The organism is Microbacterium sp. (genome assembly GCF_031178525.1).
Lineage (GTDB): Bacteria > Actinomycetota > Actinomycetes > Actinomycetales > Microbacteriaceae > Microbacterium.
This window is the reverse complement of the sequence record NZ_JAPSJA010000048.1, coordinates 1-14,098: the sequence shown is the minus strand read 5'-3', so window position 1 is coordinate 14,098 and position 14,098 is coordinate 1. Positions and strand designations below refer to the sequence as shown.

The following is a 14,098-nucleotide window of genomic DNA, read 5'->3' as shown; positions in this document are numbered from 1 at the left end:
CTTGTCGCTCAGGCTCTTGCGCCGGCGCGTACGGCGCTTCTCCTCGCCGTCGGCTGCAAGCTCCAAGGCGGGCGTGGCGGGCGTCATGGCGGCGCTCATCTGACCGGCTCCTTCTCCTCCGACGGCGGATGTCGGTGGCCCGTGGTGGGGTGTCTTACGTCATCGAAACCGTATCCGAACGGGATCGCGATTCGGAAGATCCGTTCGAGCGTGTCGCGGATCCGCTCGGACCGGTTTTCGAAGAAGCCGTTGACACATTCGAAGATTCGAAGATAGATTCGGTACAGAGCTTCGCATCCGGCCCTCCCGGCCGAGGTGCCGGATGCGAAGCCTCTCCCGATCGATGAAGGAGCACCCGATGAGCACGATCAGCATCACCGCCCCCGAGGCCACCGCCCGCGCCGTCGCGCCGGCCACGCGCCTGCGGCTGACGCGTCGTGGTCGTCGCGTGCTGGCGGCGCTGGCCGCCGCCCCGGTCGCCGCGGGCCTCGCGCTCGCGGTCATGAACGGCGGCGGTGCGCTCGCCTCGCGCGACGCCGGTGCGCCGGTCGGCACCTTCGCCACCGTGACCGTCATGCCCGGAGACTCGCTCTGGTCGATCGCAGAGGACGTCGCGCCCGCGGCCGACCCGCGTGACGTGGTCGACGCGATCGTTGCGCTCAACCAGCTGCCCTCCTCGTCCGTCGCGGCGGGCGAGCGCCTGTCGATCCCCGTCTTCGACTGAGTCGCGACGCGACCTGCGCCCGCGCGTCACGCTCAACCGGGGCGCGACGACCGGGGGCCCGGCAAGGCCTCTAGCATTGTGCGGGTGACGGTCACTCTCGACGACTTGCCGATCCGCGCCGATCTGCGCGGCCAGAAGCCCTACGGGGCGCCCCAGGCGCCGCTTCCCGTGGCGCTCAACGTCAACGAGAACACGCATCCGGTGCCCGCCGAGGTCGCCGACGACATCGCGGACGCGATCGCCCAGGCCCTGCGCGACGTCAATCGCTATCCCGACCGCGAGTTCTCCGAGCTGCGCGAGGGCTTCGCGCAGTACCTCGGCCACGGCATCGACGCGTCGCAGATCTGGGCGGGCAACGGCTCCAACGAGGTGCTGCAGCACATCCTGCAGGCGTTCGCGGGCCCGGGTCGGACGGCCTTCGGGTTCGAGCCGACGTACTCGATGTACCGCCTGCTCACGCGCGGCGTCGGATCCGAGTGGCTCGCCGGCACGCGTGGCCACGACTACAAGGTCACGCCGGAGGACGCCGCCCGCCAGGTCGCCGACGCGCGCCCCGACGTCGTCTTCCTGTGCGCGCCCAACAACCCGACCGGTACGCCCATGACGCTCGACGTCGTGGAGGCCGTCTACGACGCGACCGACGGCATCGTCGTGGTCGACGAGGCGTACCAGGAGTTCGCGCCGCACGACTCGCCCTCGGCGCTGAGTCTGCTGGGCGGCCGGCCCCGCCTCGCGGTCTCTCGCACGATGAGCAAGGCGTTCGCGTTCGCGGGCGCGCGCGTCGGATATCTCGCGGCCGATCCCGTCCTGATCGACGCGCTCCGCCTCGTCCGGCTGCCGTATCACCTCAGTGCGCTCACCCAGGCTGCTGCGAGCGCGGCGCTGCGGCACGCCGACACCATGCTGCGCATGGTCGACGAGATCGTCGCGCAGCGCGACCGGATGGGCGCGACGCTGGAAGCTCTGGGCTACCAGGCGCACGAGTCGTGGACGAACTTCATCCTGTTCGGCGGCGTGCAGAACCCGGCCGAGACCTGGCAAGCGCTGTACGAGCGCGGTGTCCTGATCCGCGACATCGGGATCCCCGGACACCTGCGCGTGACGGCTGGCACCGAGGAGGAGACGACCGCGTTCCTCGAGGCGCTGTCAGACCTCGGAAGCCACTGAGTCCCGCCGGCCTGCGGACCGGCGCTTTCCGCGCCGCGTCTAGGATCGAGGCATGACGACTGCCCGAATCGCGCGCCGCACCCGCTCCACGAGCGAGTCGAGCGTAGAGCTGGAGCTGAACCTCGACGGCACCGGCAAGAGCTCGATCTCGACGAGCGTGCCGTTCTTCGATCACATGCTCACGGCGTTCGCGAAGCACTCGCTGACCGACCTGACCGTCACCGCGACGGGCGACACCCACATCGACGCCCACCACACGGTGGAGGACGTGGCCATCGTTCTCGGACAGACCATTCGGGAGGCGCTGGGCGACAAGACCGGCATCTCGCGCTACGGGGACGCGCTCGTGCCGCTGGACGAGGCCCTCGCGCAGGCCGTCGTCGACATCTCCGGGCGTCCCTACCTCGTCCACGAGGGCGAGCCGGCGGGCTTCGAGCAGCACCTGATCGGCGGCCACTTCACCGGTTCGCTCGTGCGCCACTCGTTCGAGGCGCTCGCGTTCAACGCCGGCCTCACCGTCCACGTCCGGGTGCTCTCCGGCCGCGACCCGCACCACATCGCCGAGGCGGAGTACAAGGCCTTCGCGCGCGCCTTCCGGCAGGCCAAGGCGCTCGATCCGCTGGTGGAGGGTGTGCCGTCCACCAAGGGAGCACTGTGACCGACACCGAAGAGCGTCGCCCGGTCATCGCCGTCCTCGACTACGGCTCCGGCAACATCCACTCGGCCGTCAAGGCCCTGCAGGCGGCAGGCGGCGACGTGCGCCTCACGCGCGATCGCGGGCTGATCCGCGACGCCGACGGCCTGCTCGTCCCCGGAGTGGGGGCGTTCAAAGCCGTCATGGAGCAGCTGCAGGCAGTGCGCGGCCCCGAGATGATCGAGCGGCGCCTCGCAGGCGGCCGCCCGGTGCTCGGCATCTGCGTCGGCATGCAGGTGCTGTTCGAGCAGGGCGTCGAGCGCGGCGTCGAGACCGAGGGTCTCGGCGAATGGCCGGGCGTCGTGGACGAGCTCAAGGCGCCCATCGTGCCGCACATGGGCTGGAACACCGTCGAGGCGGGAGAGGGATCGCGCCTGTTCGCCGGCCTCGAGGACGAGCGGTTCTATTTCGTGCACTCGTTCGCGGCGCAGGAGTGGACGCTCGAGGCGCACGGTCCGTTCGCCCGGCCGGTCGTCACCTGGGCCCAGCACGGCGGTCGCTTCCTCGCGGCAGTCGAGAACGGCCCGCTGTCGGCGACGCAGTTCCACCCGGAGAAGTCCGGCGGGGCGGGGATCAAGCTCCTCCGGAATTGGATCAAGAGCCTGCCCGGGGCTACTCTCTGAGATCGTGCCCGCGAGCCGGAGATCTCCGGCTCGCACGTCCGACAGCGGACGAACCCGAACAACACCTGGAGCCATGAACGATTTCGCGTCCACGCCCGGACTGATCCTGCTGCCCGCCGTCGACGTCCAGGGCGGCAAGGCGGTGCGCCTGACGCAGGGCGCCGCCGGCACCGAGACCGACTACGGCGACCCGATCGAGGCGGCCGAGAACTGGGCCAAGCAGGGCGCCCGGTGGATCCACCTCGTCGACCTGGACGCGGCCTTCGGGCGCGGCAGCAACGCGGGCATCCTGCGCAAGGTGATCAAGCACATGCGCGGCATCAACGTCGAGCTCTCCGGCGGGATCCGCGACGACGCGTCGCTCGAGGCCGCACTCGAGAGCGGTGCCCAGCGCATCAACCTCGGCACGGCGGCCCTCGAGAACCCCGAGTGGACCGCGTCGGTCATCGGCCGCTACGGCGAGTCGATCGCGGTGGGCCTCGACGTGCGCGGCACGACGCTCGCGGCGCGCGGCTGGACGCAGGAGGGCGGAGACCTCTGGGCCGTGCTCGAGCGGCTCGAGGAGGCCGGGTGCAGCCGCTACGTCGTGACGGACGTCACGAAGGACGGCACGCTGCGAGGCCCGAACCTCGACCTGCTGCGCGAGATCACCGCGCGCACGACGAAGCCCGTCGTCGCGTCCGGCGGCGTCTCGAGCCTGGACGACATCGCGGCGCTGCGCCGCCTCGTTCCCAACGGCGTCGAGGGTGCGATCGTCGGCAAGGCCCTCTACGCGGGCGCGTTCACGCTCGCTGAGGCGCTGGATGTCGCATCCGACTGACGGCGGCGCCGACTCGGCGGGCGTCCCCTGGGAGGGGCGCCACTTCGAGGCGAACCCGCACGCGGCGGACGACGGCTCCGCCGATCCGGCGCTGCTCGCCGCGCTGACCGCGTTCCGCGCGGGCGACGCAGACCAGGCGGGCGTGATCGACGCGCTGCGTCATGCCCGGGTGCTCATCCCGCTCGTCGCGGAGAAGGGCGACGAGGGCGTCGGCGCGCACGGGCTGACAGTCGACAAGACGCAGGAGCTGTCGATCGTCACGGTCGCAGCTCCGGACGGCCGCAAGGTGCTGCCCGTGTTCAGCTCCGTCGAGGCGCTCGGGCGATGGGACGCCGCCGCGCGTCCGATCCCGGTCGACGCCGTGCGCGCCGCGCTCGCGGCGTCCGCCGAGCAGACCGACCTCATCGTGCTCGACCCGACGTCGGAGACCGAGTTCATCGTGCGTCGTCCGGCGGTCTGGGCGATCGCGCAGGGCGAGGACTGGACGCCGAGCTTCGCGAACCCCGACGTCTTCCTCGGCCTCCAGGCGAGCGTCGCGGGGGAGCTCGCCGTGCTCGACCTCACGGTCGAACCGGGCGACCCGACGGCGCGCCTGCGCGGTCCCGAGCTGATCGTGCGCCTGACGCTCATGTCCGGCCTGGACCGCTCCGAACTCGACGCCGTGCTCGCGCGTCTCGCACGCCGCTGGTCGGCCGACGACCGCGTCGCGACGCTGGTCGACTCCCTCTCGGTCAAGCTCGAGCGCTCCTGACCCGGCCGCGCGGTGGAAGCCGCGCAGGACCCGACCGGCCTCAGATGACGGGGCCGGTGTACTTCTCGCCCGGTCCCTTGCCGGGGGCGTCCGGGATCGAGGAGATCTCGCGGAACCGCAGCTGGAGCGAACGCAGGCCGTCGCGGATCGGGCGCGCATGCATGTCGCTGATCTCCGGCGCGGCGGCCGTCACGAGGCCGGCCAGGGCGTTGATCAGCTTGCGCGCCTCGTCGAGGTCGACATCCGCCTCGGCGTCCGGGGCGTCGGCGAGGCCGAGCTTCACCGCCGCCGCGCTCATCAGGTGCACGCACGCGGTGCCGATCACCTCGACCGCAGCGACGTCGGCGATGTCCCGCACCGCCGATGTGTCCGAGCCGGCGCGCTCCTGTTCCTCCCAGCGGGCCTCGCGGTCGCGGTCGAACGAGTGGCTGTGGCCGGGATTGGTGCTCATGTGACGCTCTCTGGTAGACTTTCCCGGGCTCCGGCGGTTCTCGATGAGAATCCCGGACGAAAGAGGATTCACATCCCACCCGCGCTTGCCGTTACAAGGCTACCGGGTCATGCACTCCCTCGCGTTCCACGCGGGTGCTCCAGATCGTGCGCCGCACGGGCTGGAGGTGGGTGAGGCCGACGTGTGACGTCTGCCGGGTGGATGCTGATTCTTCTCCCGCCCGTGGCACGACCCCGTCTTCGACGAGCATGTCGCGGTGGCTCTCCGTCATCCACTTATCAAGGAGTTCCGCATCAGCGATCCCCGTACAAACGAGCGCATCCGCGTGCCCGAGGTCCGACTCGTCGGACCGAATGGCGAGCAGATCGGCGTCGTCCGCATCGAGGCCGCCCTGCGTCTGGCGCAGGAGGCCGATCTCGACCTTGTCGAGGTTGCCCCCAACTCGAAGCCTCCCGTCGTCAAGATCATGGACTACGGCAAGTTCAAGTACGAGGCCGCGCAGAAGGCCAAGGAGGCACGTCGCAACCAGGCGAACACGATCCTCAAAGAGGTGCGCTTCCGCCTGAAGATCGACGAGCACGACTACGAGACCAAGCGCAAGCGCGCGGAGGGCTTCCTGAAGGCGGGCGACAAGGTCAAGGCCATGATCCTGTTCCGCGGTCGCGAGCAGTCGCGTCCCGAGCAGGGCGTGCGTCTGCTCAGGAAGTTCGCGGAGGACGTGGCCGAGTTCGGCAACGTCGAGTCCAGCCCCAAGGTGGACGGACGAAACATGGTGATGGTCGTCGCACCGCACCGCAACAAGTCGGATGTCAAGACCGAGCAGAACGCGCAGCGTGCCGCCAACAAGCAGGCCGCGCGCGAGGCGAAGGGTCAGACCCCGTCCTCAGAGACCACGGCCGCGGAGTAACTCCGCGCCCACAGACTCCCGCTCCGGCGGGTGGATCACGTCGCCCCCTGGGCGCTTTACGAAGGAAGAGAAGATGCCGAAGCAGAAGACCCACTCGGGCAGCAAGAAGCGCTTCAAGATCACCGGCAGCGGCAAGATCAAGAAGCAGCAGGCGGGTATGCGCCACAACCTCGAGTCGAAGTCGAGCCACCGCAAGCGTCGCCTGAACGGCGACCAGATCATCTCGGGCAACGACCTCAAGCAGGTCAAGAAGCTCCTCGGACGCTGACGCAGAATCTCGTTAGGAAGATAAGAAATGGCTAGAGTCAAGCGGGCTGTCAACGCCCACAAGAAGCGTCGCGTCATCCTCGAGCGTGCCTCGGGTTACCGCGGCCAGCGTTCGCGCCTTTACCGCAAGGCGAAGGAGCAGGTCACCCACTCGCTCGTCTACGCGTACCGCGACCGCCGCAAGCGCAAGGGCGACTTCCGTCGCCTGTGGATCCAGCGCATCAACGCCGCCGCGCGTCAGAACGGCATCACGTACAACCGCTTCATCCAGGGCCTCGGCCTGGCGGGCGTGCAGGTCGACCGTCGCATCCTCGCCGAGCTCGCCGTGAACGAGCCCGCCACGTTCGCCTCGCTCGTCGCGACCGCGAAGGCCGCGCTGCCGGCCGACGTGAACGCGCCGAAGTCGGCCGCGTAAGCATCACGCTTCCCGAAGAGGGCGTTCCCATCGCGGGGCGCCCTCTTCGCTCGTTCGGGGGCCCGGACGCATCGAGTCGGCACCGTCGGGGAACGATGCGCGCGCTTCGGCCCGGCGTCAGGTGCATATGCCTTCTCGCCAATAGAATCGATGCGTGCTGGAGAACCCCCGATCACCGCGTGTGCGCGCCGTCGCCAAGCTGGCGAAGCGCAACGCGCGGAAGGAGACAGGGCTGTTCCTGCTCGAGGGCCCGCAGGCGGTCCGCGAGGCGCTGACGTTCCGGCCCGAGACGATCGTCGAGCTGTTTGCGACACCGACGGCGCTCGAGCGGCATCAGGATGTCCGCACGCTGCTGACGGATGAGGGACTCGAGGCGCAGTTCGTCTCGGAGTCCGTTCTCGAGGCGATGTCCGACACCGTCACGCCGCAGGGGTTCGTCGCCGTCGCCCGTCAGAACCCGACGGCGCTGAAGGACATCTTCGCCGCGGCACCTCGCCTGATCGCGATCTGCGAGGAGGTGCGCGATCCGGGCAATCTCGGCACGATCATCCGCGCGGCCGACGCCGCCGGCGCGGACGCCGTCGTCCTGACGGGACGCACGGTCGATCCGTACAACCCGAAGGTCGTCCGCTCCACGACGGGCTCCCTCTTCCACCTGCCCGTCGCGGTCGGGGGAGAGCTCGAGGACGTGATCGCACGCGCGCACGCCGCCGGCATGACGGTGCTGGCCGCCGACGTGAAGGGCGATGACCTCCTGGCCGCCCGCGCGGAGGGGCTGCTCCGGAATCCGACGGGGTGGCTGTTCGGCAACGAGGCGCACGGCCTGCAGGACGATGCGCTGGCGCTCGCCGATCGCGTGCTCAAGCTCCCGATCTTCGGTCGTGCCGAGTCGCTCAACCTCGCCACCGCCGCGAGCGTCTGCCTGTACGAGAGCGCGTTCGCGCACCGCGCCTGACGCGGTCGGTCGTGGGCGCGACACGCCCGGTCTCCCGAACAGCGGGAGCATGCCGGGTTCCGTCCCGCCCTGTTACAAGTCGGTAAAGCGGCCCGAGCCCTGCTGGCTCGCCCCCTGAGCACCCCATAGGGTGAAACGCATGGCAGAGCCCCTCGTCGTCGTCAAGGACGTTCAGAAGCACTACGGCGACTTCCAAGCGCTGAAGGACATCGACCTCACGGTCGACAAGGGCGAGGTCGTCGTCGTGATCGGGCCGTCCGGATCCGGCAAGTCGACGCTGTGCCGCACGATCAACCGTCTCGAGACCATCACGAGCGGAACCATCACGATCGACGGCAAGGAGCTGCCGAAGGAGGGCAAGGCCCTCGCGAACCTGCGTGCCGAGGTCGGCATGGTCTTCCAGTCGTTCAACCTGTTCGCCCATCTGACGATCCTCGAGAACGTCACGCTCGGTCCGATCCAGGTTCGCGGCATGAAGAAGGCCGATGCCGAGAAGGAGGCGCGTGCGCTGCTCGACCGCGTCGGTGTCGGCCACCAGGCGGACAAGCTGCCCGCGCAGCTGTCGGGCGGTCAGCAGCAGCGCGTCGCGATCGCGCGTGCCCTTGCCATGCATCCCAAGGTCATGCTGTTCGACGAGCCGACCAGCGCTCTCGACCCCGAGATGATCAACGAGGTCCTCGACGTCATGGTGTCCCTCGCCAAGGAGGGCATGACGATGATCGTCGTGACCCACGAGATGGGCTTCGCGCGCAAGGCCGCGAACCGCGTCGTGTTCATGGCGGACGGCCAGATCGTCGAGCAGGCGACCCCGGAGGAGTTCTTCACGAACCCGCGGAGCGACCGCGCGAAGGACTTCCTCTCGAAGCTCATCACGCACTGACCCACGCCGATCTCCGCGCCCCGGCGCGGTCGGATGGACCACCCCACCAAGGAGGAATCACATGTTCAGCATCAAGCGGACGTCGCGCGTCGTCGCGGGCGCGGGCCTCGGCCTGGCCGCGCTGCTCGCGCTCACGGCGTGCAACAGCGGCTCGCCGACCGACCCGGGCGCCACCGAGGGCGGCGAGGCGGGCGGCAGCGAGGCGCTCTGGGAGGTCGCAGAGGGTGTCGAGCTCGACAGCCCGACGTTCGAGCGCGCCACGGAGGCCGGCAAGATCGTCATCGGCGTCAAGGCGGACCAGCCCGGCCTCGGATACGAGGACGCCGTCTCGGGCGAGCGCACCGGCTTCGATGTCGACATCGCCCGCTGGATCGCGGCATCGCTCGGCTTCTCCGAGGACGACGACACGATCGAGTGGAAGACGGTCCCGTCCGCGAACCGCGAGCAGGAGATCATCAACGGCGGCGTCGACTTCTACGTCGGCACCTACTCGATGACCGACGCGCGCGACGAGCAGATCGACTTCGCCGGTCCCTACTTCATCACGGGCCAGGGCCTGCTGGTGCGCGCCGACGACGACACCATCAACGGCCCCGACGACCTCGCCGACAAGGTGACGTGCTCGGTCACGGGCTCGACGCCGCTGCAGCGCATCCGCGACGAGTACAACGGCGAGGTCACCGAGCGCCAGACGTACTCCGAGTGCGTCGAGCAGCTGCTCGCCGGTCAGGTCGACGCGATCACGACCGACGAGGCCATCCTCGCCGGCTACGTCGCGCAGGACCCCGACAACCTGAAGCTCACGGGTGAGATCTTCAGCGAGGAGCGCTACGGCGTCGGCATCGCCGACGGCGACAGCGCGCTGCAGGAGCACATCAACACGCTCTTCACCGATGGCGGCGACGTCTGGACCGCGCTGTTCGAGCAGCACCTCGCGCCCGCAGGCGTCGAGGCCGAGCAGCCCGCCGTCGACTGATCCCCACCGTCCGGGGCGGCCGATCCGGCCGCCCCGGACGGACCCTGACCCTTGCGGCGGGCGCCTGAGCCCGCCGACCCGTCCCGAGTGCACGAAAGGTCCGCATGGGAGTCATCACCGACAACCTCGACTTCTGGGGTGAGGCGCTGGTCGGCACCCTCGTGCTCTTCTTCGGAGGCGGGGTGCTGGCGCTTGTCCTCGGCACGATCGTGGGTGCGATGCGCGTCTCGCCGATCCCGATCGCACGCGGCGTCGGCACGTTCTACGTCAACACCATCCGGAACACGCCCCTCACGCTCGTGTTCTTCGGATTCGCCTTCGCCCTGCCGCCCCTGCTCGAGGTGCGCGCGAGCGGCGGCGTGCAGGTGTGGTTCGCGGTCGCCGCGCTGGGCGTGTACACGGCGACCTACGTCGCCGAGACGATCCGCTCCGGCATCAACACCGTGCCGGTCGGGCAGGCCGAGGCGGCCCGAGCGCTCGGCCTCGGCTTCGGCCAGGTGATGAGGCTCGTCATCCTGCCGCAGGCCTTCCGCTCGGTCATCCCGCCCATGATGAGCGTGTTCATCGCGCTCCTGAAGAACACCACCGTCGCCGCCGGCTTCTCGGTCATGAACCTCGGTTCCGCGCGCGACTGGCTGAGCGAGCGCGGCGAGAACCAGCTCGTCGTGATCGTCTGGGTGATGTTCATCTTCGTCGCGCTCGTGCTGTTCCTGTCCTGGGCGCAGCGAGCGCTCGAGAACCGATGGAGGGTCGCGCGATGAGCGGCAGCGTCCTGTACGACGTCCCGGGCCCCCGGGCGGTCGTCCGCAACCGGATCCTCGGGGTCGTCACGATCCTCATCGTCGCCGCGGTGCTGGCGTTCTTCCTGTGGCGTCTCGCTGCCACCGGCCAGTTCGCGCCGGAGAAGTGGAACGCCTTCACGTACACCCGGATCTGGGAGCAGATCCTGCTCGCGACCGGACGCACGCTCGGCGCCTTCGCTCTGGCGGCAGTCGGCGCACTCGCCCTCGGCTTCGTGCTGGCCATCGGCCGGCTCTCCGAGCACGCCTGGGTGCGCTGGCCCTTCACCGTCGTGATCGAGTTCATGCGCGCCGTGCCGGTGCTGATCATGATGTTCCTGCTGTACTACGGCCTGCCCGTGATCGGCGTGAGCCTCGACAAGTTCCTGGTCGTCGTGCTCGCGCTCGTCGCGTACAACGGATCGGTGCTCGCCGAGGTCATCCGCGCGGGCGTCGAGTCGCTGCCCCGCGGTCAGCGCGAGGCCGGCTACGCGATCGGTCTGCGCAAGTCGGGCGTGATGCGCCTCATCCTTCTGCCGCAGGCGATCCGCGCGATGATGCCCGTGATCCTCGCCCAGCTGGTCGTCACCCTCAAGGACACCGCGCTCGGCTTCATCATCACGTACGAGGAGCTGCTGTTCTACGCCAAGTACCTCGGCGCGCAGAGCCAGCTCGACCGCCCGATCGTGCAGTCGGCGATCGTGGTGGGCGCGATCTACATCGCCCTCTGCCTCGCCCTGTCGGGCGTCGCGCGCATCGTCGAGAAGCGCATGCAGAAGTCGCCGCGGGTGCGCGCCGCGCAGGAGGCCATGGCGCCGCGCCTGCACGAGGGTACGAACACCGAGGTCATCGGCGTGCAGGATCTGGGCCACCTGGATGCGGCGCAGAAGGGCGATGTGCTCGCCGCACGCCGCGGACTCGGCAAGTACGACGGGACGAACACCGCGGGCGGGTTCGGCAGCGCAAGCGGTCTCGGCGGTGACGGCAGCACCAGCGGCAGCTGACCGCACGTCGGGCGGCCCACGGCCGCCCGACTAGACTCGGGTCTCGTGTCTGACGTTCCCGAGATCACCCCCGAGGCGGTGGAGGCAGCGGTCGCAGGCGCGCTCGCGGCGATCGCCGAAGCCCCCGACACCGCGGCCCTGAAGGCAGCCCGATCCGCGCATGCGGGGGAGGGATCGCCGCTCGCCGCCCTGAACGCGCAGATGCGCCACGTGCCGAACGACCGCAAGGCCGAGTTCGGCAAGCTGGTGGGCTCGGCCCGCGGCCGCGTGAACCAGGCGCTCGCCGCGCGCGAGGCCGAGCTGGCCGAGGCCGAGACCGCCGCGCGCCTCGAGGCGGAGAGGGTCGACATCACGGCCGTGCCGTCGCGCACGCGCGTGGGCGCCCGCCACCCGATGAGCGTGCTGCAGGAGCAGATCAGCGACGTCTTCGTCGGCATGGGGTGGGAGATCGCGGAGGGCCCCGAGCTCGAGCACGAGTGGTTCAACTTCGACGCGCTGAACTTCGACGAGGACCACCCGGCGCGCCAGATGCAGGACACGTTCTTCGTGGATCCGGTCGCCCGCCACCTCGTGATGCGCACGCACACCAGCCCCGTGCAGGTGCGCTCGATGCTCGAGCGCGACCTGCCCATCTACGTGCTGTGCCCCGGACGCGTGTACCGCACCGATGAGTTCGACGCGACGCACCTGCCGGTCTTCACGCAGGCGGAGGGCCTCGTGGTCGACAAGGGCATCACGATGGCGCACCTCAAGGGCACGCTCGACCACATCGCCCAGGCGCTGTTCGGTGAGGGCGCCAAGACGCGCCTGCGCACCAACTACTTCCCCTTCACCGAGCCGTCGGCCGAGTTCGACCTGTGGCACCCGACCTTCAAGGGCGGCGCGCGCTGGATCGAGTGGGGCGGCTGCGGCATGGTCAACCCCAACGTGCTGCGTGCGGCGGGCATCGATCCCGAGGTGTACTCGGGCTTCGCGTTCGGGATCGGGATCGAGCGGGCCCTGATGTTCCGCAGCGACGTGCAGGACATGCGCGACATGGCCGAGGGCGATGTCCGCTTCAGCGAGCAGTTCGGGATGGTGGTGTGATGCGCGTCCCGCTTTCGTGGCTGCGTGAGTACGTGGATGTGCCCTCCGAGGCGGCCCCCGAGGACGTCCTCGCGGCGCTCGTGTCGGTCGGCTTCGAGGAGGAGGACGTCGTCCGCTTCGAGCTGAGCGGACCGGTCGTGGTCGGCACGGTGCTGTCGTTTGAGGCCGAGCCGCAGTCGAACGGCAAGACCATCCGGTGGTGCCAGGTCGACGTGGGCGAGGCGGAGCCGCGCGGGATCGTGTGCGGCGCGTCGAACTTCCACGAGGGCGACAAGGTCGTGGTGTCGCTGCCTGGCGCGGTTCTGCCGGGTCCCTTCCCGATCTCCGCGCGCAAGACGTACGGACACGTGTCGGACGGCATGATCGCGTCCGCGCGCGAGCTGGGCCTCGGTGACGAGCACAACGGCATCCTGCGTCTGACCGAGCTGGGGCTCGACCCCGAGCCGGGCACCGACGCGATCGCTCTTCTCGGGCTGGACGACGTCGCCGTCGACGTGAACGTGACGCCGGATCGCGGCTACGCCATGTCGATCAGGGGCATCGCACGCGAGTACTCCCACGCGACGGGTGCGGCGTTCCGCGACCCCGCACTGCTGCCGGAGATCGGATCCGGGTCCGGATTCTCGGTCGTCGTCGACGACGTCGCGCCGATCCGCGGCAACGTCGGGGCGACCGAGTTCGTCACGCGCGTCGTGCGCGGCGTGGATGCGTCGCGACCGACGCCGCCCTGGATGGTCGCGCGTCTGACGCTGGCCGGCATCCGCTCGATCTCGCTGCTCGTGGACATCACGAACTACGTCATGCTCGAGCTCGGCGGCCCGATCCACGGCTACGACCTCGCCAAGCTGACGGGCGGCATCACGGTGCGGCGCGCCACCGAGGGGGAGACGCTCGAGACGCTCGACGGCCAGGTGCGCAAGCTCCACGCCGAGGATCTCCTCATCACGGACGAGTCCGGGCCCATCGGCCTGGCGGGCGTGATGGGCGGCGCCGCGACCGAGATCAGCGACACGACGACCGACGTGCTGATCGAGGCCGCCGTGTTCGACACGGTCTCGATCGCCCGCACGGCTCGCCGGCACAAGCTGCCCAGCGAGGCCTCGCGGCGCTTCGAGCGCGGGGTGGACCCGCTGCTGCCGCCGGCGTCCGCGCAGCGCGTCGTCGACCTGCTCGTCGAGCTCGCCGGCGGCACGGCGGATGCGCTCGGCGGAGCGCTGGGCGTCGACGCCGCGCGCGCCGCGATCGCGCTGCCGGCCGGTTTCGTGCAGGGCCTCGTGGGCGTGGACTACACCGCGGCGCGCATCGCCGAGACGCTCACGATGATCGGCTGCCAGGTCGCCGAGACGGCCGACGGCTGGTCGGTGACGCCGCCGTCGTGGCGCCCGGACCTGACCGACAAGTGGACGCTGGCGGAGGAGGTCGCGCGCATCGACGGCGTGGACAAGATCCCGTCGCAGCTGCCCACGCCGCCGTCCGGCCGCGGACTGACCCCCGCGCAGCAGGGGCGCCGCCGTGTCGCGAACGCGCTCGCGGCCGCGGGCTTCGTCGAGACGCCCGCGTTCCCGTTCACGACGGAGGAGCAGAACGACCTCCACGGTT

At 70.0% G+C, this 14,098-nt stretch carries 17 protein-coding genes; 16 read left to right on the top strand and 1 reads right to left on the bottom strand.

The window, feature by feature from the left end; genetic code table 11:
- Positions 1-358: 358 nt before the first annotated feature.
- The 6 genes from RIF89_RS05260 (at position 359) to RIF89_RS05235 (ending at position 4,779) form a co-directional block, all read left to right on the top strand.
- The gene (locus RIF89_RS05260; protein WP_309068090.1) at positions 359-724 is read left to right on the top strand and encodes a LysM peptidoglycan-binding domain-containing protein; all 366 of its coding nucleotides are present in this window, start codon (positions 359-361) and stop codon (positions 722-724) included.
- 84 nt (positions 725-808) lie between these two features.
- Entirely contained in the window at positions 809-1,891 is a 1,083-nt protein-coding gene (locus tag RIF89_RS05255) for a histidinol-phosphate transaminase (RefSeq protein WP_309068089.1), read from the top strand.
- 52 nt (positions 1,892-1,943) lie between these two features.
- Positions 1,944-2,549, top strand: a complete 606-nt coding sequence (gene hisB / locus RIF89_RS05250; protein ID WP_309068088.1) for an imidazoleglycerol-phosphate dehydratase HisB — start codon at positions 1,944-1,946, stop codon at positions 2,547-2,549.
- On the top strand, positions 2,546-3,208 hold the full coding sequence (gene hisH / locus RIF89_RS05245; RefSeq protein WP_309068087.1) for an imidazole glycerol phosphate synthase subunit HisH: 663 nt from the start codon (positions 2,546-2,548) through the stop codon (positions 3,206-3,208). Before hisB ends, hisH begins: the two co-directional genes overlap by 4 nt.
- Before the next feature lie 73 nt (positions 3,209-3,281).
- On the top strand, positions 3,282-4,028 hold the full coding sequence (gene priA, locus RIF89_RS05240; RefSeq protein WP_203135699.1) for a bifunctional 1-(5-phosphoribosyl)-5-((5-phosphoribosylamino)methylideneamino)imidazole-4-carboxamide isomerase/phosphoribosylanthranilate isomerase PriA: 747 nt from the start codon (positions 3,282-3,284) through the stop codon (positions 4,026-4,028).
- The gene (locus tag RIF89_RS05235) at positions 4,012-4,779 is read left to right on the top strand and encodes an SseB family protein (RefSeq protein WP_309068086.1); all 768 of its coding nucleotides are present in this window, start codon (positions 4,012-4,014) and stop codon (positions 4,777-4,779) included. Before priA ends, RIF89_RS05235 begins: the two co-directional genes overlap by 17 nt.
- Positions 4,780-4,819: 40 nt before the next feature.
- Here the strand turns inward: RIF89_RS05235 and RIF89_RS05230 are convergent, their stop codons facing one another.
- Positions 4,820-5,230, bottom strand: coding sequence for a DUF1844 domain-containing protein (locus tag RIF89_RS05230; protein WP_309068085.1), 411 nt, complete (start codon positions 5,228-5,230; stop codon positions 4,820-4,822).
- A gap of 256 nt (positions 5,231-5,486) precedes the next feature.
- On the opposite strand from RIF89_RS05230, the gene infC reads away from it, so the two are divergent.
- The 10 genes from infC to pheT form a co-directional block, all read left to right on the top strand.
- Positions 5,487-6,137, top strand: coding sequence for a translation initiation factor IF-3 (gene infC, locus RIF89_RS05225; RefSeq protein WP_375294433.1), 651 nt, complete (start codon positions 5,487-5,489; stop codon positions 6,135-6,137).
- A gap of 73 nt (positions 6,138-6,210) precedes the next feature.
- Entirely contained in the window at positions 6,211-6,405 is a 195-nt protein-coding gene (gene rpmI, locus RIF89_RS05220; RefSeq protein ID WP_309068084.1) for a 50S ribosomal protein L35, read from the top strand.
- Between the two features lie 27 nt (positions 6,406-6,432).
- On the top strand, positions 6,433-6,819 hold the full coding sequence (gene rplT / locus RIF89_RS05215) for a 50S ribosomal protein L20 (RefSeq protein ID WP_309068083.1): 387 nt from the start codon (positions 6,433-6,435) through the stop codon (positions 6,817-6,819).
- 154 nt (positions 6,820-6,973) lie between these two features.
- Positions 6,974-7,774 (top strand): RNA methyltransferase, encoded by an 801-nt coding sequence (locus tag RIF89_RS05210; protein ID WP_309068082.1) that lies wholly within the window; start codon positions 6,974-6,976, stop codon positions 7,772-7,774.
- A gap of 139 nt (positions 7,775-7,913) precedes the next feature.
- A complete protein-coding gene (locus RIF89_RS05205; RefSeq protein WP_309068081.1) occupies positions 7,914-8,654 on the top strand; it encodes an amino acid ABC transporter ATP-binding protein in 741 nt (246 codons plus the stop codon).
- Between the two features lie 61 nt (positions 8,655-8,715).
- A complete protein-coding gene (locus tag RIF89_RS05200; RefSeq protein WP_309068080.1) occupies positions 8,716-9,630 on the top strand; it encodes a glutamate ABC transporter substrate-binding protein in 915 nt (304 codons plus the stop codon).
- Between the two features lie 104 nt (positions 9,631-9,734).
- Positions 9,735-10,391: an amino acid ABC transporter permease gene (locus tag RIF89_RS05195; protein WP_309068079.1), complete on the top strand. Its 657-nt coding sequence runs from the start codon at positions 9,735-9,737 to the stop codon at positions 10,389-10,391.
- Entirely contained in the window at positions 10,388-11,413 is a 1,026-nt protein-coding gene (locus tag RIF89_RS05190) for an amino acid ABC transporter permease (RefSeq protein WP_309068078.1), read from the top strand. Before RIF89_RS05195 ends, RIF89_RS05190 begins: the two co-directional genes overlap by 4 nt.
- Before the next feature lie 45 nt (positions 11,414-11,458).
- On the top strand, positions 11,459-12,499 hold the full coding sequence (gene pheS, locus RIF89_RS05185; protein WP_309068077.1) for a phenylalanine--tRNA ligase subunit alpha: 1,041 nt from the start codon (positions 11,459-11,461) through the stop codon (positions 12,497-12,499).
- Positions 12,499-14,098 (top strand): phenylalanine--tRNA ligase subunit beta (gene pheT, locus RIF89_RS05180; RefSeq protein ID WP_309068076.1); only part of this gene is annotated, 1,600 nt, incomplete at its 3' end. The genes pheS and pheT, both read left to right, overlap by 1 nt.

What these genes read in the sequence shown, in the direction of transcription:
- RIF89_RS05230 (WP_309068085.1), bottom strand. Translation starts at nt 5,230, where the DNA reads ATGAGCACCAATCCCGGCCACAGCCACTCGTTCGACCGCGACCGCGAG.
- RIF89_RS05195 (WP_309068079.1), top strand. Translation starts at nt 9,735, where the DNA reads ATGGGAGTCATCACCGACAACCTCGACTTCTGGGGTGAGGCGCTGGTC.
- RIF89_RS05205 (WP_309068081.1), top strand. Translation starts at nt 7,914, where the DNA reads ATGGCAGAGCCCCTCGTCGTCGTCAAGGACGTTCAGAAGCACTACGGC.
- rplT (WP_309068083.1), top strand. Translation starts at nt 6,433, where the DNA reads ATGGCTAGAGTCAAGCGGGCTGTCAACGCCCACAAGAAGCGTCGCGTC.
- priA (WP_203135699.1), top strand. Translation starts at nt 3,282, where the DNA reads ATGAACGATTTCGCGTCCACGCCCGGACTGATCCTGCTGCCCGCCGTC.
- hisB (WP_309068088.1), top strand. Translation starts at nt 1,944, where the DNA reads ATGACGACTGCCCGAATCGCGCGCCGCACCCGCTCCACGAGCGAGTCG.
- RIF89_RS05260 (WP_309068090.1), top strand. Translation starts at nt 359, where the DNA reads ATGAGCACGATCAGCATCACCGCCCCCGAGGCCACCGCCCGCGCCGTC.
- RIF89_RS05200 (WP_309068080.1), top strand. Translation starts at nt 8,716, where the DNA reads ATGTTCAGCATCAAGCGGACGTCGCGCGTCGTCGCGGGCGCGGGCCTC.
- RIF89_RS05190 (WP_309068078.1), top strand. Translation starts at nt 10,388, where the DNA reads ATGAGCGGCAGCGTCCTGTACGACGTCCCGGGCCCCCGGGCGGTCGTC.
- RIF89_RS05235 (WP_309068086.1), top strand. Translation starts at nt 4,012, where the DNA reads ATGTCGCATCCGACTGACGGCGGCGCCGACTCGGCGGGCGTCCCCTGG.
- rpmI (WP_309068084.1), top strand. Translation starts at nt 6,211, where the DNA reads ATGCCGAAGCAGAAGACCCACTCGGGCAGCAAGAAGCGCTTCAAGATC.